This window comes from Pseudomonas sp. CCOS 191 (assembly GCF_001007005.1).
In the GTDB taxonomy this organism is placed as follows: domain Bacteria; phylum Pseudomonadota; class Gammaproteobacteria; order Pseudomonadales; family Pseudomonadaceae; genus Aquipseudomonas; species Aquipseudomonas soli.
Genome location: NZ_LN847264.1, coordinates 2,738,585 through 2,759,071, shown reverse-complemented (window position 1 = coordinate 2,759,071; position 20,487 = coordinate 2,738,585). Strand labels below are relative to the sequence as shown.

The following is a 20,487-nucleotide window of genomic DNA, read 5'->3' as shown; positions in this document are numbered from 1 at the left end:
CAGGTGATCAGATGAAAAAGTCGAGGCGAAAGTAGACCGGGCGTTCCTTTTCGGTCAGCACGTCGGGGCGTTCCAGGCTGTGGGCGAAGGTCACGCTGGCAGCCATATGCTGGCCGCGGGCGAACAGCTCCAGCGAGTGGCTGCTGGCACGGCCGTGGTACTGGCCGTTGTAGCGGTCGTTGCGGATCACGCCCAGGTCGTAGCCCAGGCCCAGGCCGTACTCGGCCACCAGCGGCTGCAGCAGCGGCCAGCTCACCGGGCGGGTCCAGCGCAGGTCGTTGCGCCAGTAGCCACCGCTGTCGCCGGACAGCGACTGGTCCTTCAGGCCGCGTACCGACGACAGCCCGCCAAGGCTGATGCGCTGCGGGCTGAACAATACGTCCTCGCTGCGCTGGCCGGTGGCCAGGCTGCTGAAGCTCAGGCGCTCGCCGAGCACTTCAAAGCCCTGTACATAGCTGACGGTAGCGCTGTACTTGCGGTAGCGCGCCACTGGTTGGCCGGGGCGCGGGTGGGCATTGTCCTGGGCATCGAAGGCGCCGATGCCTTCCTGAGTGCCCAGGTCGATGTTGACGAAAGCATTGCCCAGGCGGCGGCCGTGGTTGATGCCGAACTGCGCCTCGCTCAGGCGGTTGCTGCTGCCCTCCAGGCGGCTGTCCTCGATGTAGTTGTTAGTGCGCAGGTGGGCCATGCCGGCATTCAGCGAGGTCTTGCTGGTGGCATCACGGTGCACCACGCGCTCGGCGCGCAGCTGGTGGTTCTGACTGTCGCCGGTCTGCTTGAAGGCAAAGCCGTTGGCCTGGGCCAGGGAGCGGTACTCGCTCTCGCTGTAGCTGTAGGTGAAGTTCCACCAGCCCCATGGCAGGTTGTAATACAGCACGCCGTTCTTCGAACCCTGGGTGTGGTCGCTGACCACGTCGTGGCCACCGCGCAGCATCAGCTGGTCGGCCAGGCCCAGCGGGCTGTCCCATTCCAGGCCGAGGTTGAGCATCTGTTCACCGGTGCTGCGCTGGCCTTCATTGTTGCGCGACAGCGAGGCGCGCCAGGGTTTCTGCTGGGTGTTGCGCACCAGCACTTCGCTACCGCCGACGGCCTTGCCGGGGGTCAGCTCCATCTGCGCCTTGTTCGACGGCAGGCGGTTGAGCTGGTCGACCATCTGCTCGACTTCGCGCAGGTTCAGGCGCTGTTCGACTTCGCCGGGGAAAACCATGGCCAGCTCGCGCTCGCTCAGGCCGCTGGCCGGGTCCGGGCGCAGCCCTTCCAGGCGCCCTTCCACCACCAGCACCTGCAGGTGGCCCGAGGACAGGTCCTGCTGCGGCAGGTAGGCGCGGCTGGTGACCAGGCCGCGGCCCAGGTAATGGTCGGTGATCGCCTTGAGCAAGGCATTGAGCTGGGTGACGCCCAGGCACTGGTCGATGAAAGGCTTGAGCAGGCTGTCGCGATCGGCGGCGGACAGGCTGTCGGCGCCCTTGAGCTCGATAGTGTGGATATCGAAGCAGCGGGTGTCTTCAGGCCGTTGCTGCTGGGTAGGTTGCGCGCTTTCGCCGGGCAGGTTGCGCAGGTCCTCGAGGCGGCGTTGCTGCTCTTCGAGCAGGCGGTTCTGGCGTTCGCGGATCAGGTCCTGGTCACCCGGTGAGACGGCCCAGGCCAACGGGCTGCACAATGTTGCAACAAATGCGAAGCGCGCATAATTGCGCGCTGAGTGAAGACGTACCGGCATACCTGTCCCTGGTGATCAACGCAAAGTGGCGCGCATAGTAAGTGGCCAGCATATTGACGTCAATTTGCCATCAGTCAGCTTTTTCGGAGACTCCGGTAGGAAGCTGCACGAGCGCCGATCCATAGCGCTTGCAGCCGTCCACCGTCCGCCCATCAGACACCCTCCCAGGCAGGCGTCTGATGGGCCTGCCTGATCAGGGCATTACAGGCGGGACATATTGCAACGTGGTGCCCAGCGCCCACAGCAACACCAGCACCAGCGGCACATGCACCAGCAACTGCACGAACGAGAAGCCGATCAGGTCACGCGCCTTGAGCCCCAACACCCCCAGCAGCGGCAGCATGTAGAACGGGTTGATCAGGTTCGGCAGCGCCTCGGCGGCGTTGTAGATCTGCACCGCCCAGCCCAGGTGGTATTGCAGGTCGTTGGCCACCAGCATCACGTACGGCGCCTCGATGATCCACTTGCCACCGCCGGAAGGAATGAAGAAGCCGAGCACCGCCGAGTACACGCCCATCAGCAAGGCGTAGGTGTCATGGGTGGCGATCTGGGTGAAGAACAGCGAGATATGGTGGGCCAGGGTCTGGGCGTCCGCGCCCTTGACCTGGGTGAGGATGGCGGCGATCGAGCCGTACAGCGGGAACTGGATCAGCACCCCGGTGGTGGTCGGCACGGCGCGGGCCACGGCATCGAGGAAGCTGCGCGGGCGCCAGTGCAGCAAGGCACCGAGCATGATGAACAGCAGGTTGTAGGTGTTCAGCCCGGAAATCGCGGTGATCGCCGGCTTGGTGGCGAACTCCTGGTACAGCCAGCCGGCGGCCAGGGCCACCAGCAGCAGGATCAGGATGGGGCTGTATTCCAACCATTCACCCGGGCGCGTGCGCTGGGGCGAAGGCGGTGCGCTGAAGCTCGGGTCCACTCCACAGTCCTGCGCGCTGCGGGCGCTGTTCGGGCCAGGCGCGGTGGCATAGGCGACGATCAGCGAGACGATCACCAGCGCGGCGAGCATCACCCCGGACTGCCAGAGGAAGATGGTCTCGGTGAACGGGATCACCCCGGTGATCGACAGGATCGACGGCGGCAGGCTGGCCGGGTTGGCCTGCAACTGCGCGGCCGACGACGACAGGCCCAGCGCCCACACCGCGCCCAGGCCCAGGTAGGCGGCGGCGCCGGCGGCGCGGTAGTCCATCTTCAGGTCGGTGCGGCGCGCCAGGGCGCGCACCAGCAGGCCGCCGAACACCAGCGACAGGCCCCAGTTGAGCAAGGAGGCGAGCATCGAGATCAACGCTACCCAGCACACCGCCGAGCGGCCGTTCTTCGGCAGCCGCGCCAGGCGGTCGATCAGCCGGGCGGCGGGTGGCGAGCTGGCCACCACATAGCCGCCGATGACCACGAAGGCCATCTGCATGGTGAACGGGATCAGGCTCCAGAAGCCGTCACCGAAGGCCTTGGCGGTGTCGGTGGGTTTGCCGCCCATGCCCAGGGCGCCGAGGGCCACCAGCATCACGGCCAGGGCGGCGAACACCCAGGAATCGGGGAACCAGCGTTCGGCCCAGTTGGAGCAGCGCAGGGCAAAGCGGGCGGAGCGGCTGTCTTGGATATCAGCGGCCACGATGTTTTCCTTTTTCTGATTTTTATAGGACTGAAACGGCGTCGCCCCATCGCGGGGCAAGCCCGCTCCCACGAAGGATGCGTGGTCCTTCGTGGGAGCGGGCTTGCCCCGCGATGGGGCGCTTGCAACGGTGCTGCTTAGAAGGTCATTTCCTGCACATCGTCCGGCACGATCAACTTGCCGGCGGTCTTCGCGACGATTTCCTCGACACTCACGCCCGGCGCGGTCTCGCGCAGGATGAAGGCGCCGTTTTCGATCTCCAGGTAGGCCAGGTCGGTCAGCACCTTGCGGATGCAGCCGGCACCGGTCAGCGGCAGGCTGCACCTGGGCAGCAGCTTGGACTCGCCGTCCTTGGAGGCATGGGTCATGGTGACGATGATGTTGTCGGCGCCGGCCACCAGGTCCATGGCGCCGCCCATGCCCTTGACCAGCTTGCCGGGGATCATCCACGAGGCGATGTTGCCCTGCACGTCCACTTCGAAGGCACCGAGCACGGTGAGGTCGACATGGCCGCCACGGATCATGGCGAAGGACTGCGCCGAATCGAAGATCGACGCGCCACGGCGGGCGGTGACGGTCTGCTTGCCGGCGTTGATCATGTCGGCGTCGATGGTGGCTTCGGTGGGGAACTCGCCCATGCCCAGCAGGCCGTTCTCCGACTGCAGCATCACTTCCATGCCGTCGGGCACGTAGTTGGCCACCAGGGTGGGGATGCCGATGCCGAGGTTGACGTAGTAGCCGTCCTTGAGTTCACGGGCGACGCGTTGCGCCATTTGTTCGCGGGTCAATGCCATGGTCAGGATCTCTTTGTTGTTCTTGAGGGCGGCGCTCAGGCCTTGACGGTGCGCTTTTCGATGCGCTTCTCGAAGGTGCCGACGATGACCCGGTCGACATAGATGCCCGGGGTGTGGATCTCGCTGGGCAGCAGCACGCCGGGCTCGACGATCTCTTCGACCTCGACCACGGTGATCTTGCCGGCGGTGGCGGCCAGCGGGTTGAAGTTCTGCGCGGTGTTGCGGTACACCACGTTGCCGTAGTGGTCGGCCTTCCAGCCTTTGACGATGGCGAAGTCGCCGGTGATGGACTCTTCGAGGATGTACTTGCGGCCGTTGAACTCGCGTACTTCCTTGCCTTCGGCAACTGGGGTGCCGTAGCCGGTGGCGGTGAAGAAGGCCGGGATGCCGGCGCCGCCGGCGCGCATCTTCTCGGCCAGGGTGCCTTGCGGGGTAAGCTCCACTTCCAGTTCGCCGCTGAGCAGCTGGCGTTCGAACTCGGCGTTCTCGCCGACGTAGGAGGCGATCATCTTGCGGATCTGCCGGTCCTCGAGCAGCACGCCGAGGCCGAAGCCATCGACACCGCAGTTATTGGAAACCACGGTCAGGCCCTTGACGCCACGGCGCTTGATTTCGGCGATGAGGTTCTCGGGGATGCCGCACAGGCCAAAGCCGCCGGCCAGCACGGTCATGTCGTCGGTCAGGCCCGCCAGGGCCTCTTCGTAAGTTGCTACACGCTTGTCCAGTCCGGCCATGCTCAGTCGCCTTTTGTAGTTGTTGGAACCGTACGGTCATCTTCACTGTAGTCGACTGATTTGTTAATTTTGTTTTCGTCATCGATTGATAACTTTTCCAAAACAAAGGGTCAGCCCCTCATGAACGTCAAGCAGCTGCGGGCCTTCGTCACCGTGGCCAAGTACCAGAGCTTCGCCCAGGCCGGCGAGCACCTGCACGTGTCGCAACCGGCCCTGAGCCTGACCATCAAGGCCCTGGAGGACAACCTCGGCGGCGCCCTGCTCACCCGCACCACCCGCAGCGTCAGCCTGACCCCCGAGGGCGAGGTGCTGCTGCCCCTGGCCAGGCGCCTGCTCGCCGACTGGGACGATACCGAGGAAATGCTGCGCCAGCGCTTCACCCTGCAACTGGGGCGGGTGTCGGTGGCGGCAATGCCGGCGTTCGCCGGCAACCTGCTGCCACGGTCGCTGAAGGTGTTTCGCCAGCGCTACCCCAAGGTCAATGTCACCGTGCACGACGTGATCAACGAGCAGGTGCTGGAACTGGTGCGCCATCGCCGCGTCGAACTGGGTATCGGCTTCGAGCCGGAAAGCAGCGAGGCGTTGCGCTTCCACCCGCTGTACATGGACCGCTTCGTCGCCGTGGTGCCGGCCGACTCGCCCCTTGCCCAGCAGCCCCAGGTGCGTTGGCAGGAGCTGCTGGCCGAGGACTTCATCGCCCTACAGCGGCCATCGGCGGTGCGCCTGCTGCTCGAACAGCACCTGGCCGCCAACCATGGCAAGCTGGCGGTGGCCTTCGAGAGCCATCAGCTGTCGACCATCGGCCGCATGGTCGCCAGTGGCCTGGGAGTCAGCGCGGTGCCGGCGCTGTGCATCGAGCAGATGCAGGAGCTCGGCGCCCGTTGCGTGCCGCTGGTCGATCCCACCGTGGAGCGGCGCATCGGCGTGATCGCCCTGGGTGATCACAAGCTGTCCAAGGCCGCCGAGGCGCTGCTCGATGTACTGCTGACCCATACCCATCCACAGGAGGTGACATGCGTTACGTGAATCTGGCGGGCTCCCGCGTCCCGGCCATCGGCCAGGGCACCTGGTACATGGGCGAAGACCCGGGCCGCAGGGCCGCCGAAGTCGCGGCCCTGCAACAAGGCATCGACCTGGGCCTAGGCCTGATCGACACCGCTGAAATGTACGCCGAGGGCAGCGCCGAACAGGTGGTCGGCCAGGCCATCGCCGGGCGTCGCGACCAGGTGTTCCTGGTCAGCAAGGTCTATCCGCACAATGCCAGCCGACGCGGTGTGCCGGCCGCCTGCGAGCGTAGCCTCCAGCGCCTGGGCACCGACTGCATCGACCTGTACCTGCTGCACTGGCGCGGCCAGTACCCGCTGGACGAGACAGTGGAAGCCTTCGAGCGGCTGATCGAGCAGGGCAAGATTCGCCGCTGGGGCGTGTCCAATTTCGACCTCGACGACTTGCGCGAACTGGATAACAGCGCCTGCGCCACCAACCAGGTGCTGTACAACCCGGCCGAGCGTGGCATCGAGTTCGACCTGCTGCCGTGGAGCCGCGAGCAAGGCTTGCCGACCATGGCCTACTGCCCGTTGGCCCAAGCCGGGCGCTTGCTGCGTCACCCGGTGATGACGCAGATCGCCGAGCGCCATGGCGCCACGCCGGCCCAGGTGAGCCTGGCCTGGGTCACGCGCAATGATGGAGTGATCGCGATTCCCAAGGCGGTGGATCCGCAGCATGTGCGCTTGAATGCGGCGGCGGCCGACCTGGTGCTTGCCGAAGAGGACCTGCAAGCCATCGAGCAGGCGTTCCCGGCTCCGACTCGCAAGCAGCGCCTGGCGATGGTCTGAGCTGCCTGCACGAGGGGCCGCGCTGCGGCCCTGTCGCCGGCAAGCCGGCTCCCACACCGACCGTGCCGCTTTCAAGCCAAACGCCGTCCACCCTGTGGGAGCTGGCTTGCCAGCGATGAGGCCATTACAAGCTACACAAGACAGTTGTCCCTACGGTAATCGCGCCGATCCGAAGCCAAGCGCCACACTAGTGAAAGTCCCGGCTGCGCACATCAAGCCCCTGCAACAGCGGGCTGATGTCTTCCAGGCGCCGGGCGATCAGGTGCCGCACCCCGCTCTCCTGCTCCAGCCGCCCGCTCACCTTGAGCAACTTCGAACCTACCAGTTCGCGCCGTTGGCGCTCGGCCAGGTCGCGCCAGACCACCACATTGACCATGCCATGCTCGTCCTCGAGGGTGACGAAGGTCACGCCACTGGCGGTCTGTGGTCGCTGGCGCCCGACCACGATGCCGGCGACGGCGATGCTGTCGCCATGCTCGACCCCTGCCAGCTCCCTTGAACTGCGACACCCCAGCGCGCGCAAGCGTGTCCGCAGCAGGGTCAGGGGGTGCGGCCCGAGGGTGGTGCCCAGGGTGTCGTAGTCGGCGGCGAGGTCCTCGGCAATACTTGGTGCGGGCAAGGCCACCGCCTGTTCGAGGGCCGATTCGACTTCGGCAAACAGCGGCAACTGCGCCTGCACCGCCGCTACCTGCCAGCGCGCCTGGTGGCGGTCGCCAGCCAGCCCGCGCAATGCCCCGGCGTCGGCCAGGCGCGCCCGGGCCCGGCCATCGAGCCCGACGCGCAGGCACAGGTCCTCGAAATCCCGCCAGGGGCGCTGCGCCCTCGCCTGCTCCAGGCGCCGGGCATCATCTTCGCTGAAGCCGCGGATCTGGCGCAGACCCAGGCGGATGGCCAGTTCGTTCTCGCCCAGTGTCTCCAGGGTGCAATCCCACTCGCTGTGGAATACATCCACCGGGCGCACTTCAATGCCCTGGCGGCGCGCCTCCTGCAGCAACTGGTCGGGGCTGTAGAAGCCCATCGGCCAGCTGTTGACCAGCGCGCAGGTGAAGATCGCCGGCTCATGGCACTTGAGCCAGCTGCTGGCGTAGCACAAAAGGGCAAAGCTGGCGGCGTGGGACTCGGGGAAGCCGTAGCTGCCAAAGCCCTTGATCTGCTCGAAGATACGCTCGGCAAAGGCCAACTCGTAGCCATTACGGAGCATGCCCGCGATCAGCCGCTCGCGGTGCGGCTCCAGGCCGCCATGGCGCTTCCAGGCGGCCATGCTGCGGCGTAACTGGTCAGCCTCGCCGGGGCTGTAGTCGGCGGCGACCATGGCCAGCTCCATCACCTGCTCCTGGAACAGCGGCACGCCCAGGGTGCGCTCGAAGACGGCCTTGAGCTTCTCCGATGGGTAGGTGACCGGCTCCTGCTTCAACCTGCGGCGCAGATAGGGATGAACCATGTCGCCCTGGATCGGCCCCGGACGGACGATGGCCACCTCGATCACCAGGTCGTAGAACTTCACCGGTTTGAGCCGGGGCAGCATGGCCATCTGCGCCCGCGACTCGATCTGGAACACGCCCATGGTCTCGGCGCGGCCGATCATGGCGTAGGTGGCCGGGTCTTCCTTGGGCAGGGTCGCCAGCGTGTACTCGCGCCCCCGGTGCCGGGCGATCAGGTCGAAGCAGCGGCGCAGCGCGCTGAGCATGCCCAGCGCCAGCACGTCGACCTTGAGCAGGCCGACCATGTCCAGGTCGTCCTTGTCCCACTGGATCACCGTGCGCTCGGCCATCGCCGCGTTCTCCACCGGTACCAGCTGGTCCAGCGGCTGTTCGGAGATGACGAAGCCTCCCGGGTGTTGCGACAGGTGCCGGGGAAAGCCGATCAGCTCCCCCGCCAGCACCAGGATGCGCCGCAGCGACGGGCTGTGCGCATCGAACCCGGCCTCCGCCAGGCGAGCGGCATCCGGGATGCGATCGCTCCAGCGCCCGCAGCATTTGGCCAGGGCGTCCACCTGGTCGGCCGGCAGGCCGAGCACCCGCGCCACATCGCGCACCGCGCCGGCGGCGTGGTAGCTGCTGACCACCGCGGTGAGCGCCGCCCGGTGCCGGCCGTAGCGCTGGAACACGTACTGGATCACCTCTTCGCGACGCTCATGTTCGAAATCCACGTCGATGTCCGGCGGCTCGTTGCGCTCACGGGAAAGGAAGCGTTCGAACAGCAGGCGGTGTTCCATCGGGTCGAGTTCGGTGATGCCGAGGACGAAGCACACCACCGAGTTGGCCGCCGAGCCGCGCCCCTGGCAGAGGATGCGCTGGCGGCGGGCGAAGGCGACGATGTCGTGGACGGTGAGGAAGTAGCTCTCGTAGCCCAGTTCCTCGATCAGCGCCAGCTCCCGCTCCAGCACCGTGCGCACCTTGTCGCTCGGGCCCTGGGGCCAGCGCTCGGGCAACCCTCGCCGGCACAGCTCGCGCAGCCAGCTGGCCGGGGTCTGCCCCTCGGGCACCAGCTCACGCGGGTATCGGTATTGCAACTGCGACAGGTCGAACGTGCAGCGCGCCGCGACCTGTGTGGTCTGCGCGAGCAGATCGTCGGGGTACAGTTCGCGCAACTGCTCGAGCGACCTCAGGTGACGCTCGCCATTGGCGAACAGGTACCGCCCCGCCTCAGCGACCGCGCAATGTTCGCGGATGGCGGTCATGCAGTCCTGCAGCGCCCGCCGTCCGCGCACGTGCATGTGCACATCGCCGCAGGCCACCAGCGGAATATCGAGCCGCGCCCCTAGCGCGCGCAGGTAGGCCAGGCGCTGGGCGTCGTCGGCCCCGCGGTGCAGGTGCAGCGCCAGCCACAGGCGCCCGGCGAACAGGGGCTGCAGCCAGGCCCCGGCGCTGTCGTCCGGCTCGGCCACCCACAGCGCCAGCAAGCCCTGGTGATGGGCCTCGAGGTCCTCGACGAGCAACTGGTAGCTGCCCTTCTGCGAACGCCGCCGGGCGCGGGTGATCAAGGCGCAGAGGCTCTGGTAGCCGGCAAGGTCCTGTGCCAGCAGGACCAGCTTCGGTCCCTGGTGCACCCGCACTTCGCTGCCGACGATCAACCGCACCTGATGCTGCTTTGCCGCCTGCCAGGCCCGGACGATGCCCGCCAGGGTGCATTCGTCGGTGATCGCCAGGGCCTGGTAACCCTGCTCGCGGGCGCGGCGGAACAGCTCGTCGGCACTTGAGGCGCCACGCTGGAAGCTGAAGTTCGACAGGCAGTGCAGCTCGGCGTAGCCGGGGGCGCTCATGCGAACCAGCCTTGCAGCCACAACGGCCCCGGGGCCGCGAGGTCGCGGAAGGCCCAGCCGCGCAGGCCATCGCGGGTTTCGATGCGGTAGTAGTCGCGCCGCACATCACCACCGTCCCACCAGCCGGACTCGATGCGTTCGGCCTGCCCGAGCAGTTGCAGGCCGGTCTCGGACAACGCCTGAGGCACCGGCAGCAACCAGCCGGGGCGCCGACCAGGGGCCATCACCAAATGGCCCTGCCCACCCTGCTCCACTCCTTGCCAGGCGCACTCGGGGCGATGATCGGCCTCGGCGCGCAAGCCCTTGACCGCGTCATCGCCCAGCCGCGCGCGCAGGCGCTCGCGCAGTTGGTCCCAAGGCTGGGCCTGCTGCGCACGCGGGTCGAACAGCGCCTGGTGCTGGGGCACGAACGGTGGCAGGTCGGCGGCCAGCAGCCGCAGGTTGCGCACCGGCGCCGGGATGCGCAGCGGCTCCAGGCGGCCACGGGCAAGCTCGAACAACAGCGAGGCGTCACGCTCGGCGGCCAGCAGGCCGACCTTGAGCACGGTGTCGGCGCCTTCGGCATGCTCAAGGTGCAACTCGAACCGCTGCACGCCACAGTCACGCCCGGCGAGGAAAGCCGCCAGGTCGTGGATAAGACGACGCAGGGGGAACAGCAGCGCCTGGTGCGACTCGACGTCGAAGTTCAGCTCCAGCCGAGCCTCGAAACGGTCGGGCGGCTGGTAGAAATCCAGCCCCAGGCTACGCAGGCCGAGCAGTTGGTCCAGGTGCAACTGCACCTGGGCGCTGAAACGCCTGGCCAGGGCATCACGGGGCAGCGCCAGCACCTGCCCGAGGCGGCGCAGGCCCATGCGATTGAAGGCTTCGGCTGCCTCGCCGGGCAGGCCGACACGCTCGACGGGCATGTCGAGCAAGGCGGCGCGGGTCGCCTGCGGGCAGCTCAGCGCCAGACCATCATGGCCGTTGGCGAGCATTCTCGCCGCCACCGGGTTGCTGGCCAGCACGATGCGCTGGCGCAAGCCGAGTGCCGCCAGTTCCTGGCGCAGGCGCGCCTCGAACGACGGCCATGGGCCGAATAGCTGCAGACTAGAGCCCACCTCAAGCAGCAGCGCACGGGGATAGTGCAGGCTGACCTGGGCACTGAAACGGTAGGCCCAGGCCGCGAGCAACTGCTGCAACTGCTCGATACGCGCCGGCTCGACCTCGACGCAGGTAAAACCGTCGGCCAGGGCGCGGGCGGCGGTCAGGGCCTGGCCGGCGCGCAGGCCCAGCGCACTGGCTGCCGGGTTGACCGCCCGCAGCACACGGCGCTGGGGCGGCCCGCCGAGCAGCACCAGCGGCGCCTCGGGGTCGTCGCGTTCGCGCAGGGCAGTGTCCAGCGCCAGCTGGGGTAACAGGATGCAGGCCCAGAGCATGGTGCATCACCCCTGCCCTGGGCAGGCGATGGGTGCGGCAGGCGGCAAGCCGCCCCGGCACTTGAGCACGCGCCATTGTGCCGGGCGCAGGTCGAGGGCAATGCGCAGGGCGGCGGGCGATGGGTTCAGCGCGGCCTGTCGCGGGCGACAGGCGAACGCCAGCGTGTTGCCGGTTTCCGCGGCCACTTGCAAACGCCGCAGCGCCCGATCATCGGCACGCTCCGGCCAGCACAACACCGCGGCGCAACTGCCCGAGCGCAGGCACTGCTCGGCCGCCCACAGGGCATCGCCGGCCTCGGCGTCGACCTGCACCAGCCAGCGCAGGTCGACCCCGGCAGCCTGCCAGGCCGGTGCATAAGGGATGAACGGCGGCGCCACCAGCACCACCCGCTGCCCTTCCCCACTCAGCCGGGCAAGCGTAGGCCAGAGCAACTGCAACTCACCGCAACCGGGGCTGGCCAGCAGCAGCTCGCTGAGCGACGCCGCCGGCCAACCGCCTTCCGGCAGCCGACCATCGAGGGCGGCATGCCCGGTGGGCTGCAGGCCCTGCGGGCGCGCCTGGGCCTGCCGCCCGCGCCATACCTGGCGCTGGTCGAGCAGCCGGTCGAGTTCGACCACCGCGCCCATCAGTCACGCCTCAGCAAGCCGCAGAACACGCCTTCGATGAAGAACTCGCGCTCGGGGCTCACATCGATGGGGGCATAGGCCGGGTTGCGCGGCAGCAGGCGATAGCCGTCGCGGGTGCGCTGCAGGCGCTTGATGGTCACCTCGCCGTCGAGCCGGGCGACCACGATCTGCCCGTCGCGGGCATCGCCCTGCTGGCGAATGCCGACCAGGTCACCGTCGAAGATGCCGTCGTCGACCATCGAGTCGCCGCGCACCTTGAGCAGGTAGTCGGGGGTACGCCGGAACAGGCTGGGGTCGAGCAGCAACTGCTCGTGGATATCGAGGTCGGGCCCGATCGGCGCACCGGCGGCAACCTGGCCGAGCACCGGCACTTCGAGGACCTCCGGCCGACGCAGCGGCTCGGCCAGGCGGATACCCCGCGCCTGGTTGGGCGTGACGTCGATGAAGCCGCCCTGGTTCAGGGCGGTGATGTGCTTGCGCGCCACGCTGCGCGAGGCGAAACCGAAACGCTCGGCGATGTCGGCCAGCGACGGTGGCTGGCCTTGATCGGTGATGCGCTCGCGGATGAATTCGAGGATGGCGCGGCGTTTGGGGGATAAATTGTCCATGGAGCACATTTGTACTCCTTTCCGCAAAAGCTGAACAGCCCCCTTCGTCGCCGGCCCTCCTCGCCCAGGCTCAGTAACGAATGGACAAGGCGATCGCCTCGTTTGGCGTCTGGTGTTTCTCCAGTAGCGCGAGTACGTCCTTCTTCAGTTGCGCCTGCTTGTCGATCAACGGCAGGTCGCGGAACTTGTAGTCCAGGTCGGCATAGCTTTCCGAAACACCGGCATTGAGGTGGTTCTTGCCGAAGGTGTGCACGATGTGCTTGGACTTCCAGATGTCGTACTGGCTGAACACCTGGTCCGCTGGCAGGTGCTTGGCGACCGCGAACGGCAGCCGGGTCAGCAGGCAGTAGTTCATCTTGTACTTGTGGAACTGGTAGTGCTCCAGGGAGTGGACGAACGACACGTACCAGATATAGGTGGCGATCACTTCGATGTTGAAGGCCTTGTCATTGGCCTGGCACGGCAGGTTGACATAGCGGCACAGCTCGGCGACCCAGTTGTTGATATAGGGTTCGGAGCCGTCGCGCAGCAGGTCGTCGTAACTGGCCGTGACGAACTTCAGCACCGCCGCGTAGTAGTCGCGGTACTGGGCGTTCAGTGCGTGCTGGCCATTGAGGTACTGGTCGAACGGGATGGCGAACTTGATCTCGAATTTCTGGGTCAGCGCCTGGTCTTCGGTGTCGCGCTTGTTGTACATGTTCAGGGCGTTTTCATAGCCGACCTTGTAGAAGGTCTGCGCCGAGTAGTAGCCGATGCAACTGTAGAGGAACTTGTCGGCGATGCCGGTGGTTTCGCGCAGCGACAGCGGCGATTCCTTGAACTGGTGGTTGAGCATCAGGATATAGGCGGTGTGCGGGTCCATCAGCTTGTGGAAGTTGCAATCCTTGGGCACCAGGTTGAACAGGAATGCCGCGCCCATTTCGGCGAAGAACAGATGGTGGTGCAGGTGCGCGCCGAGGATGAAGAACACCATGGTGTTCGACATGAAGTACACCTTGGCCAGGTCCCAGTGCGGCTCGCCCGGGCCTACGCTGAAGCCGTCGCGCAGGGTGATGCGCATGCTGTCGGTGGCGAAGTCCTGGGCGATGGAAATGCTGGCCACGTCGAACACCGAGCTGGACAGGCGGATCTCGCGGGTGAAATCGCGCATGTCGAAGGTCGACACGCCATCGACCGTCTGCAGGTAGTGGGTGATCTGCGACGACATCAGGAAGACTTTCAGGTCCTCGTCGGATATCGCCGTCGGTTGCGGGAACTGGCCCAGCGGTACTTTGTAGTAGTCGCGGTTGGCCTTGATGATCGACTGGATGTAGTTGTGGTAGACCTTGTCTTTTCTCCAGCGATAGACCAGTTCGGCGGGCAGTTTCTTGGGGATGTAGCCCATGTGGTAGTCAGTGCCCGGGATCGCCGTGCTCTCCATCGAGATGGAGTCGCGGTTGTAGTGGCGGTAGCCGAAGTAGCGAGGCAGCAGCCATTTCAGCTGCACCCACTTCCAGGCCAGGAAACTGGCGCTGAGGTTGATCGCGTACAACGACAGCAGCAACGGTACGAACTTTACGTAATACAGGCCGATGTACACATGCTTCAATGGCTCGGCGCGGGTCTTGCTCATCAACAGGATCACCGGGCTGGCGGTGATGAAAAACGCCAGCAGGATAACTTCCAACATGCTTCACACTCCTTGTTCGATCGCTTTGTTCTTCTTGCGGCTTGCGCCGTAGCTGTACAGGCAGGCGCCTGTGAAAATCACGTTGACGACGCTCCAGGCGAGCGCGGCGTCGGGGCTGTACCAGGTCGTCAGGTCGAAGGCCGGCAGGTTCATCAGCGGGGTGTCACCGGCGATGGTGCGCACGAACAGGTAGAAGCCGAAGGTGTAGGCGCGGGCCTGGAAGTACAGGTCGGAGCGGCGCAGGAGCAAGGCATAGGCCACCGGCGCCAGCAACAGCGGCAGTGCGTAGCCGAAGGTGGTGATCCGCGCCGAGTACAGGAAGCACAGGTTCCAGGTGGTGTACAGGTAGGGCCAGTAGGCAGGGACGCGCACTACGAAATCGTGATGACGGCCAGAGATCTCCCAGTGCTGGCGCGAGTACGGCAGGCACAGGACCAGGCCCACGGCGGCGGCAATGTTGAGCACGTTGCCGGTTTGCCAGTCGATCACCGAGGCTTCGATGATGTTGAGCACGATCACCAGGTAGATGAGCTTGTAGATGAAGCCTTCGATTTTCGGCCTGTACCTGGCGTAAGCCAGGAAGCACATGGGCAGCAGCACGCTGATGGTCTTGATGCGCATGAACAGGTTGGCGTTCGGCACCAGCAACGCCGGCAGCGACAGGACGAAGAAGGTCAGGCCCACCAGGCGGTAGCGCCTGAACAGCTCGGCGACCAGTAGAAAGACCGCGAAAAGAACCAGCATCAACAACAAGGTGTTCGGCATGAGGTGTTTCCCTACTCATTCATGGATCGACGTGGGGCAGGCGCGAATGGCGGGCACGGCAAAGCCTGCCGCGCGCGGCGCCAGGCCAGAGGCCCGGTGCCGTGGAGCAATGGACGGATTACGTGGGTGTGGGGTTTGCCAAGTGGGCCGCGACGCGGCCTGGTTCAGGCCTTGCCGAGCACGTGAGCCTCAGCCTCAAGCCATTTCCTGATGGCTTCGGGCATCGGCGCGGTAGTGGGCTCGACCTTGAGCTTTTCGGCGATCACCGCGTTGGCGACCAGGCCTTTGCGACCGACCCAGGCGCCCTTGGAATAGCCAGTCACCACCACTTCACCGGCACGGTTGAAGAAGGTGTACTGGAAGTAGGTCCAGTTTTCGTCGAGGCAGCAGATGCTGAACTCGGCGGTGTACTGCTCGAACATGGAAAGTTGCTTTTTATAGACAACCAGATTACCGCCGAGCATGGGCTTCCAGCCCAACTTGAAGGCAGGAATGAGGATTTTCGCGCGCAGGCAAAGTTCCAGCATGAACAGATCGGCAATCGTCATGTAACGGCCGTTGTTCATGTGTTTATTGATGTCTATATCGTTCGGCCAGACCCGCAGCGTTCGCTGCAGCGTGTCGGTCAGGGCCATCGGCGGCTTGAAGAAACCGCGCAGAACAGCCAGCAACAGACGGATGTAGAGATTCATCCGGTTATCCCTCCCTAGGATTTTTATTATCGTTCCCTGTTCGGTCACCCGTTGTTTGTTCGGGTGGCCGCAAGCGGCGCGTTGCAGGCCTGCTTGTTTAATTCCGGAGCGGGGCGAAAGCTAACAGCTTTCACCAGGAGCAACCAGTGGCAGCAGCCTCAATTAAACGGAAAAACGCAACTGAATAACCGGTCACGTTTGGACTTTATATCCAATTGATGCTGAAACGTTTGTTGCTTGATGAAATATCTATCCGTGGTGATGCACATCAGTCTGAGGTACTGCTCAGTGCCTGGCGTAGTGCCTCGGGCAGTTCAACCGGTTGCTTGCTATCGGGGCAGACGCATACCTGGGTCATGCTGGCGCGGAAACATGCCTCGCCACTGGCTCCGACCCCTTCCACAGCGAAACTGAACGATGTGCGGCCGAGCGGCCCTCTGCTGACGTGCACGCAGATCAGGTCGTCCCAGGCCATCGGCGCCAGGAACTCGATGGACAATGCCCGTGCCGGCGGCATGACGCCCATGGCGAACAGCTTGCGCAGGCCTTCGCCGCCCAGCTGATGGGAGAGAAACTCGTGGATCGCCTCGATGACGAAGTAACTGATACGCGGCGTGTAGACGATCCCGGCGGGGTCGCAATCGCCGAACAGGATCTTGCGGGTGGTAACGAAAGGCATGGGGTGAGTGCTCCGTGCAGTGGATGCCTGGCAGCCGATAGTAACCGTTCAGGGTCTCTTGGGGCTGGAGCGTTTGCTCGGCAGCCCCGCGCCTGTGAGCCTTGTGTCGAAAACGTGAAAGAACCGGCCAACTGCACTTTCCAATGCTGATGGCATAAGATGCTGCTGAATGGTTTCTCCCCCTTAAGGATGCCCGATGCTGACCGCCCTGCTGTTCGATCTCGATGGGACTCTCACCGATACCGACACCCTGCACTTGCAAGCCTTCCGCCAGCTGCTGCACGACCACGATGGCCGCGAGCTGACCCAGGAGCAGTTCAACACCCAGGTCAGCGGCCGCTCCAACGGCCTGCTGTTCGCCGAGCTGTTCCCCCAGGCCGACGCCGCCCACCGCCAGGCCCTGGCCGAGCGCAAGGAGGCGTTGTTCCGCGAACTGTCGCCAACCCTGACACCCATGCCCGGCCTGCTGCGCCTGCTGGCACATGCCGAGCAGCACGGCATCGGCATGTGCGTGGTGACCAATGCGCCGCGCCTGAACGCCGAGCACATGCTCGGGGCCATGGGCCTTGGCGAGCGTTTCGCTCATGTCCTGGTCGCCGATGAGCTGGCACGGCCCAAGCCTGATCCCCTGCCCTACCTCACCGGGCTGCAGTGCCTGCAGGCCCAGGCCGGGCAGACGTTGGCCTTCGAGGACTCACTGCCTGGCGTCAAGGCGGCTGTCGATGCAGGCATCTTCACCGTGGGCCTGGCCACTACCCAGCCGGCCGAACGACTGCTGGAAGCCGGAGCGCGGTTGGTGATCGAAGACTATGACGATCCACGGTTGTGGGACATCATCGCGCGGATGCAGGCCACGGCTTGAACAATTGCTGCTTCTGGCATTGCGCGGTAGGTCGAGTTGAGTCCTGCGAGCCGTTGCCGTTGCCGTTGTTCCTTTGTTTTTGCTTTTGCTTCTAAGCGCGCAATAGTTCAGGCGACACAAATTGCGACTTCAGGAGGCCGAACGCAGGTCTTGCGGAGGGAGGTGACGGGCATGGATGCCCGTCAAGCGCTGCGCCCCAGGATGGGGCGTTCAGCGCGGTCCTCCCGGGAGCAAGGCCGGAGTGAGGGGACCCCGGAGCGAAGCGTAGGGGCCGGATGAATGGAGCGAGCATTTTTTGGTCCCTTTTTGATGCTTCAAAAAGGGACCCGCCGTAAGGGCGGAAAGGTGATTATGCGTCACCATCGCAATTGAATGCGTATATAACTTTCGAGACACACGTTGTGTAAGTCAAAGTCAGTCGGAATCGGTTTTCATAGTTGTAAGTGCATTCATTCGCCATATCGCCGCAAAGCCACTTTTTAACCTTTACGGCGACCTTCTTTTACACGCGGGCATTAAGAAGGCAAAAACCGCTCGCAGTTATGACTCAGGCTTCAGGCCCCCGCGACGAAGCCTCGGCCTGCGCAGTCCTGCCCTTGACCGGTGGCGTCAGCCGCAGCACCCGGTCGCGCCCCCCCTCGGCAAGCAGGTATCCGCCCTTGCCATCCGGAACGATGGCCTGCGGTGCCTTCAGGTAGCTGAGAACCGTGTGACGCGTACCATCCCCATCGATACGCAACAGCCGCGCACGATGGGTCGAATCCTCGCTGATCCACAGCCCACGCTGGTCGCAGAGCAGAAAGGTCGGGTTGCGCAGACCTTCGATCACCACCGGGTCATTCCCGCCTTCGCTCAGCGCACGAATCTTGCCGGTGGCCTTTTCGGTATACAGCAGGCGCCCGTCAGCACAACGGGTCAGGCCCTCGGTTTCGGTAAGCCCCGAGCGCAACACGTCGAGCTCGCCGCTCTGCCAGTCATATCGCATCAGCCGGCCATCCCCCTTGCGGTCCTCGATGGCGTAAAGGTGCTGGCCATCGTTGTACAACCCCTGCACGTTGTTGCCGTCGAACAGCTGACTGACCTGGCCATCGCGCGACACGCTGACCGGTGCCCCGCCGACCTCCTGGCTGAACGCCCAGCCACCGTCGACGGCGACCATGCCGTCCGGCTTGGACAGGCCTTCGAGCACCACCACCCGGTCCCCCTCGGCAGTAATACGCAGGATGCTGCCCTTGCCGCCGTTGAGCTCGCGGCTGACCAGCAGGCTACCGTCGTCCTGAGGCAGCAGCGAAGCGGCCCGGGTCACCGAGTTATGCAGCACCTGTACGTTCCAGCCCTCGGCGGCCTGCACCGGGTAGAAGCTCTGCCAGGCGAAAAAGCCCAAGCTACAGACCATCAGGCCCGTGGTAGCCGCCAGGGCGAGGCGGACACCGCGTTTGCGTAGCACATGCATCATCAAGTCGGCTCCTGGAAAGTGCGGGCGATGCTAGCAAGGTGATGTGAAAAAAATGTCGATGCCACGATTTCCAGGCATTTTCCTACACACAGCATTCAGTAAATGGATACCGGGTATTTCAACATTTAATTTGTGGATGACAGCGCCCGCCCCCTATGCTGTCCCGGCATCCCCTGCACGCACCGGCCGGTGTGGTCCAAGGCATGGGGAGAGAACAACAAAGTCGAGACCGTTCATGTCGAAATCTTCCTACTTCGCCCCCCACGGTGGGCACCCGGCTCAGACCGAGCTGCTGACTGACCGTGCCATGTTCACCGAAGCCTATGCCGTGATCCCCAAGGGCGTGATGCGTGACATCGTCACCAGCCACCTGCCGTTCTGGGACAAGATGCGCATGTGGGTCATCGCCCGTCCGCTGACCGGTTTCGCCGAGACCTTCTCGCAGTACATCGTCGAAGTCGCTCCCGAGGGCGGCAGCGAGCGTCCTGAACTGGACCCGAACGCCGAAGCGGTGCTGTTCGTGGTCGAAGGCGAGATCGACGTCACCGTCGAAGGCAAGCACCACACCCTGGTGCCGGGCGGCTATGCCTTCCTCGCCCCCGGCGCCGACTGGAGCCTGCGCAACAACAGCAAGGCCAACGTCACCTTCCACTGGCTGCGCAAGCACTACCAGAAGGTCGAGGGCCTGCCGGTTCCCGAGTCGTTCGTCACCCACCGCGACAACGCCACTGTCATCGAGATGCCGGGCACCGATGGCGCCTGGAAGACCACCCGTTTCGTCGACATGGCCGACATGCGCCATGACATGCACGTGAACATCGTGACCTTCCAGCCCGGCGGCGTGATCCCGTTCGCCGAGACCCATGTCATGGAACACGGCCTGTACGTCCTGGAAGGCAAGGCGGTGTACCGCCTGAACCAGGACTGGGTCGAGGTCGAGGCCGGTGACTTCATGTGGCTGCGCGCCTTCTGCCCGCAAGCTTGCTACTCCGGCGGCCCGGGCCCGTTCAGCTACCTGCTGTACAAGGACGTCAACCGTCACGTGCACCTGACGCTCAACCCGCAGCGCTGATGACCTTGCAGGAGCGGCAACCCGCCGCTCCTGCAGTCTTGAGCCATACTGAGCGGACCGCCCCTTCCCGGCCTCCCGCCATGACCTTCCATCGCCTTCTACTTGCCCTGCTGCTCCTGTTGCCGGGCGCGTTGCCGTGGGCAGACGACTGGCAACTCGCGCATCAGGAAGACGGCATCGACGTCTACCTGGCCAGCGTCGACGGTTCGGCCTACCAGCAATTTCGCGGCGTCACCCGGATCAAGGCCAGCATCCGTACCCTGAGCGACCTGCAGGAAAACCTGCGCGTGGCCTGCAAATGGCTGTACGCCTGCGCCGACATGCGCCTGCTGGAAGTGGACGGCGATACCACCTGGGTCTACCTGACCACCGCCCTGCCCTGGCCGGCCAAGCCCAGGGACATGGTGCTCAAGGTGCGTACCGAGCGCCTGGACGACGACTCGCTGGTGCGGCACCTGAGCGCCGAGCCTGGGCGGGTGCCGACCGAACCCGGGCTGATCCGCGTGCGCCGGCTCAGCGGCGAATGGATCATGCGCCCCTTGGGCGAGCGCGATACCGAGGTCACCTACCAGCTGCGTGCCGACCCGGCCGGTGATGTGCCGGGTTGGCTGGCCAACCGCTTCGTGGTGGATGCGCCGATGGTCACCCTGCGCACCCTGCGCGCCGTGGCCGAACGCCAGCCGTGAAA

18 protein-coding genes are annotated in these 20,487 nt (G+C 65.1%); 5 read left to right on the top strand and 13 right to left on the bottom strand.

The genetic code is table 11. The annotated features are described in order from the left end of the window. Positions 1–7: 7 nt before the first annotated feature. The 4 genes from CCOS191_RS12360 to CCOS191_RS12345 form a co-directional block, all read right to left on the bottom strand. Positions 8–1,717 (bottom strand): ShlB/FhaC/HecB family hemolysin secretion/activation protein, encoded by a 1,710-nt coding sequence (locus CCOS191_RS12360; RefSeq protein ID WP_082120409.1) that lies wholly within the window; start codon positions 1,715–1,717, stop codon positions 8–10. 193 nt (positions 1,718–1,910) lie between these two features. Continuing rightward, the gene (locus CCOS191_RS12355; RefSeq protein WP_046855454.1) at positions 1,911–3,329 is read right to left on the bottom strand and encodes a short-chain fatty acid transporter; all 1,419 of its coding nucleotides are present in this window, start codon (positions 3,327–3,329) and stop codon (positions 1,911–1,913) included. A gap of 137 nt (positions 3,330–3,466) precedes the next feature. After that, positions 3,467–4,123, bottom strand: a complete 657-nt coding sequence (locus CCOS191_RS12350; protein ID WP_046855453.1) for a CoA transferase subunit B — start codon at positions 4,121–4,123, stop codon at positions 3,467–3,469. Between the two features lie 35 nt (positions 4,124–4,158). Continuing rightward, on the bottom strand, positions 4,159–4,857 hold the full coding sequence (locus tag CCOS191_RS12345) for a CoA transferase subunit A (protein ID WP_023632552.1): 699 nt from the start codon (positions 4,855–4,857) through the stop codon (positions 4,159–4,161). A 120-nt stretch (positions 4,858–4,977) separates the two neighbouring features. Between CCOS191_RS12345 and CCOS191_RS12340 the strand changes: the two genes are divergently transcribed. Continuing rightward, positions 4,978–5,883, top strand: a complete 906-nt coding sequence (locus CCOS191_RS12340) for a LysR family transcriptional regulator (protein WP_038706217.1) — start codon at positions 4,978–4,980, stop codon at positions 5,881–5,883. Next, positions 5,871–6,692 (top strand): aldo/keto reductase, encoded by an 822-nt coding sequence (locus CCOS191_RS12335; RefSeq protein WP_046855452.1) that lies wholly within the window; start codon positions 5,871–5,873, stop codon positions 6,690–6,692. The genes CCOS191_RS12340 and CCOS191_RS12335 overlap by 13 nt, the downstream gene beginning before the upstream one ends. A gap of 187 nt (positions 6,693–6,879) precedes the next feature. On the opposite strand, the gene CCOS191_RS12330 is transcribed toward CCOS191_RS12335, so the two are convergent. The 8 genes from CCOS191_RS12330 to CCOS191_RS12295 all read right to left on the bottom strand — a co-directional run bounded on the left by CCOS191_RS12330 (position 6,880) and on the right by CCOS191_RS12295 (position 16,409). Then, positions 6,880–9,954 (bottom strand): error-prone DNA polymerase, encoded by a 3,075-nt coding sequence (locus tag CCOS191_RS12330; RefSeq protein ID WP_046855451.1) that lies wholly within the window; start codon positions 9,952–9,954, stop codon positions 6,880–6,882. Continuing rightward, positions 9,951–11,369, bottom strand: a complete 1,419-nt coding sequence (locus CCOS191_RS12325; RefSeq protein ID WP_046855450.1) for a Y-family DNA polymerase — start codon at positions 11,367–11,369, stop codon at positions 9,951–9,953. Before CCOS191_RS12325 ends, CCOS191_RS12330 begins: the two co-directional genes overlap by 4 nt. A gap of 6 nt (positions 11,370–11,375) precedes the next feature. Further along, positions 11,376–11,996 carry a translesion DNA synthesis-associated protein ImuA gene (gene imuA, locus CCOS191_RS12320; protein WP_046855449.1) on the bottom strand — a complete coding sequence of 207 codons (621 nt, stop codon included), beginning with the start codon at positions 11,994–11,996 and terminating at the stop codon, positions 11,376–11,378. Further along, positions 11,996–12,613 (bottom strand): transcriptional repressor LexA, encoded by a 618-nt coding sequence (lexA, locus tag CCOS191_RS12315; protein WP_046855448.1) that lies wholly within the window; start codon positions 12,611–12,613, stop codon positions 11,996–11,998. Before lexA ends, imuA begins: the two co-directional genes overlap by 1 nt. A 61-nt stretch (positions 12,614–12,674) precedes the next feature. Further along, complete coding sequence (locus CCOS191_RS12310; RefSeq protein ID WP_046855447.1) at positions 12,675–14,273, bottom strand: hypothetical protein; 1,599 nt, start codon at positions 14,271–14,273, stop codon at positions 12,675–12,677. 3 nt (positions 14,274–14,276) lie between these two features. Next, positions 14,277–15,038 (bottom strand): hypothetical protein, encoded by a 762-nt coding sequence (locus CCOS191_RS12305; protein WP_046855446.1) that lies wholly within the window; start codon positions 15,036–15,038, stop codon positions 14,277–14,279. Between the two features lie 164 nt (positions 15,039–15,202). Further along, positions 15,203–15,730: a thioesterase family protein gene (locus CCOS191_RS12300; RefSeq protein ID WP_052752599.1), complete on the bottom strand. Its 528-nt coding sequence runs from the start codon at positions 15,728–15,730 to the stop codon at positions 15,203–15,205. A 268-nt stretch (positions 15,731–15,998) separates the two neighbouring features. After that, entirely contained in the window at positions 15,999–16,409 is a 411-nt protein-coding gene (locus tag CCOS191_RS12295; protein ID WP_046855445.1) for an acyl-CoA thioesterase, read from the bottom strand. Between the two features lie 196 nt (positions 16,410–16,605). On the opposite strand from CCOS191_RS12295, the gene CCOS191_RS12290 reads away from it, so the two are divergent. Beyond that, complete coding sequence (locus CCOS191_RS12290; RefSeq protein WP_046855444.1) at positions 16,606–17,271, top strand: HAD family hydrolase; 666 nt, start codon at positions 16,606–16,608, stop codon at positions 17,269–17,271. 547 nt (positions 17,272–17,818) lie between these two features. On the opposite strand, the gene CCOS191_RS12285 is transcribed toward CCOS191_RS12290, so the two are convergent. Next, the gene (locus CCOS191_RS12285; protein ID WP_046855443.1) at positions 17,819–18,727 is read right to left on the bottom strand and encodes a hypothetical protein; all 909 of its coding nucleotides are present in this window, start codon (positions 18,725–18,727) and stop codon (positions 17,819–17,821) included. Between the two features lie 235 nt (positions 18,728–18,962). Between CCOS191_RS12285 and CCOS191_RS12280 the strand changes: the two genes are divergently transcribed. Together CCOS191_RS12280 and CCOS191_RS12275 are read left to right on the top strand one after the other, a co-directional pair. Then, positions 18,963–19,799, top strand: coding sequence for a bifunctional allantoicase/(S)-ureidoglycine aminohydrolase (locus CCOS191_RS12280; protein ID WP_046855442.1), 837 nt, complete (start codon positions 18,963–18,965; stop codon positions 19,797–19,799). A gap of 80 nt (positions 19,800–19,879) precedes the next feature. Then, on the top strand, positions 19,880–20,485 hold the full coding sequence (locus CCOS191_RS12275) for an START domain-containing protein (RefSeq protein WP_046855441.1): 606 nt from the start codon (positions 19,880–19,882) through the stop codon (positions 20,483–20,485). Positions 20,486–20,487 lie beyond the last annotated feature (2 nt).

Coding starts and splice junctions, on each gene's coding strand:
- CCOS191_RS12325 (WP_046855450.1), bottom strand. CDS start 11,369: ATGCTCTGGGCCTGCATCCTGTTACCCCAGCTGGCGCTGGACACTGCC.
- CCOS191_RS12360 (WP_082120409.1), bottom strand. CDS start 1,717: ATGCCGGTACGTCTTCACTCAGCGCGCAATTATGCGCGCTTCGCATTT.
- CCOS191_RS12280 (WP_046855442.1), top strand. CDS start 18,963: ATGTCGAAATCTTCCTACTTCGCCCCCCACGGTGGGCACCCGGCTCAG.
- CCOS191_RS12295 (WP_046855445.1), bottom strand. CDS start 16,409: ATGCCTTTCGTTACCACCCGCAAGATCCTGTTCGGCGATTGCGACCCC.
- CCOS191_RS12305 (WP_046855446.1), bottom strand. CDS start 15,038: ATGCCGAACACCTTGTTGTTGATGCTGGTTCTTTTCGCGGTCTTTCTA.
- lexA (WP_046855448.1), bottom strand. CDS start 12,613: ATGTGCTCCATGGACAATTTATCCCCCAAACGCCGCGCCATCCTCGAA.
- CCOS191_RS12300 (WP_052752599.1), bottom strand. CDS start 15,730: ATGAATCTCTACATCCGTCTGTTGCTGGCTGTTCTGCGCGGTTTCTTC.
- CCOS191_RS12345 (WP_023632552.1), bottom strand. CDS start 4,857: ATGGCCGGACTGGACAAGCGTGTAGCAACTTACGAAGAGGCCCTGGCG.
- imuA (WP_046855449.1), bottom strand. CDS start 11,996: ATGGGCGCGGTGGTCGAACTCGACCGGCTGCTCGACCAGCGCCAGGTA.
- CCOS191_RS12330 (WP_046855451.1), bottom strand. CDS start 9,954: ATGAGCGCCCCCGGCTACGCCGAGCTGCACTGCCTGTCGAACTTCAGC.
- CCOS191_RS12335 (WP_046855452.1), top strand. CDS start 5,871: ATGCGTTACGTGAATCTGGCGGGCTCCCGCGTCCCGGCCATCGGCCAG.
- CCOS191_RS12290 (WP_046855444.1), top strand. CDS start 16,606: ATGCTGACCGCCCTGCTGTTCGATCTCGATGGGACTCTCACCGATACC.
- CCOS191_RS12350 (WP_046855453.1), bottom strand. CDS start 4,123: ATGGCATTGACCCGCGAACAAATGGCGCAACGCGTCGCCCGTGAACTC.
- CCOS191_RS12310 (WP_046855447.1), bottom strand. CDS start 14,273: ATGTTGGAAGTTATCCTGCTGGCGTTTTTCATCACCGCCAGCCCGGTG.
- CCOS191_RS12340 (WP_038706217.1), top strand. CDS start 4,978: ATGAACGTCAAGCAGCTGCGGGCCTTCGTCACCGTGGCCAAGTACCAG.
- CCOS191_RS12275 (WP_046855441.1), top strand. CDS start 19,880: ATGACCTTCCATCGCCTTCTACTTGCCCTGCTGCTCCTGTTGCCGGGC.
- CCOS191_RS12285 (WP_046855443.1), bottom strand. CDS start 18,727: ATGATGCATGTGCTACGCAAACGCGGTGTCCGCCTCGCCCTGGCGGCT.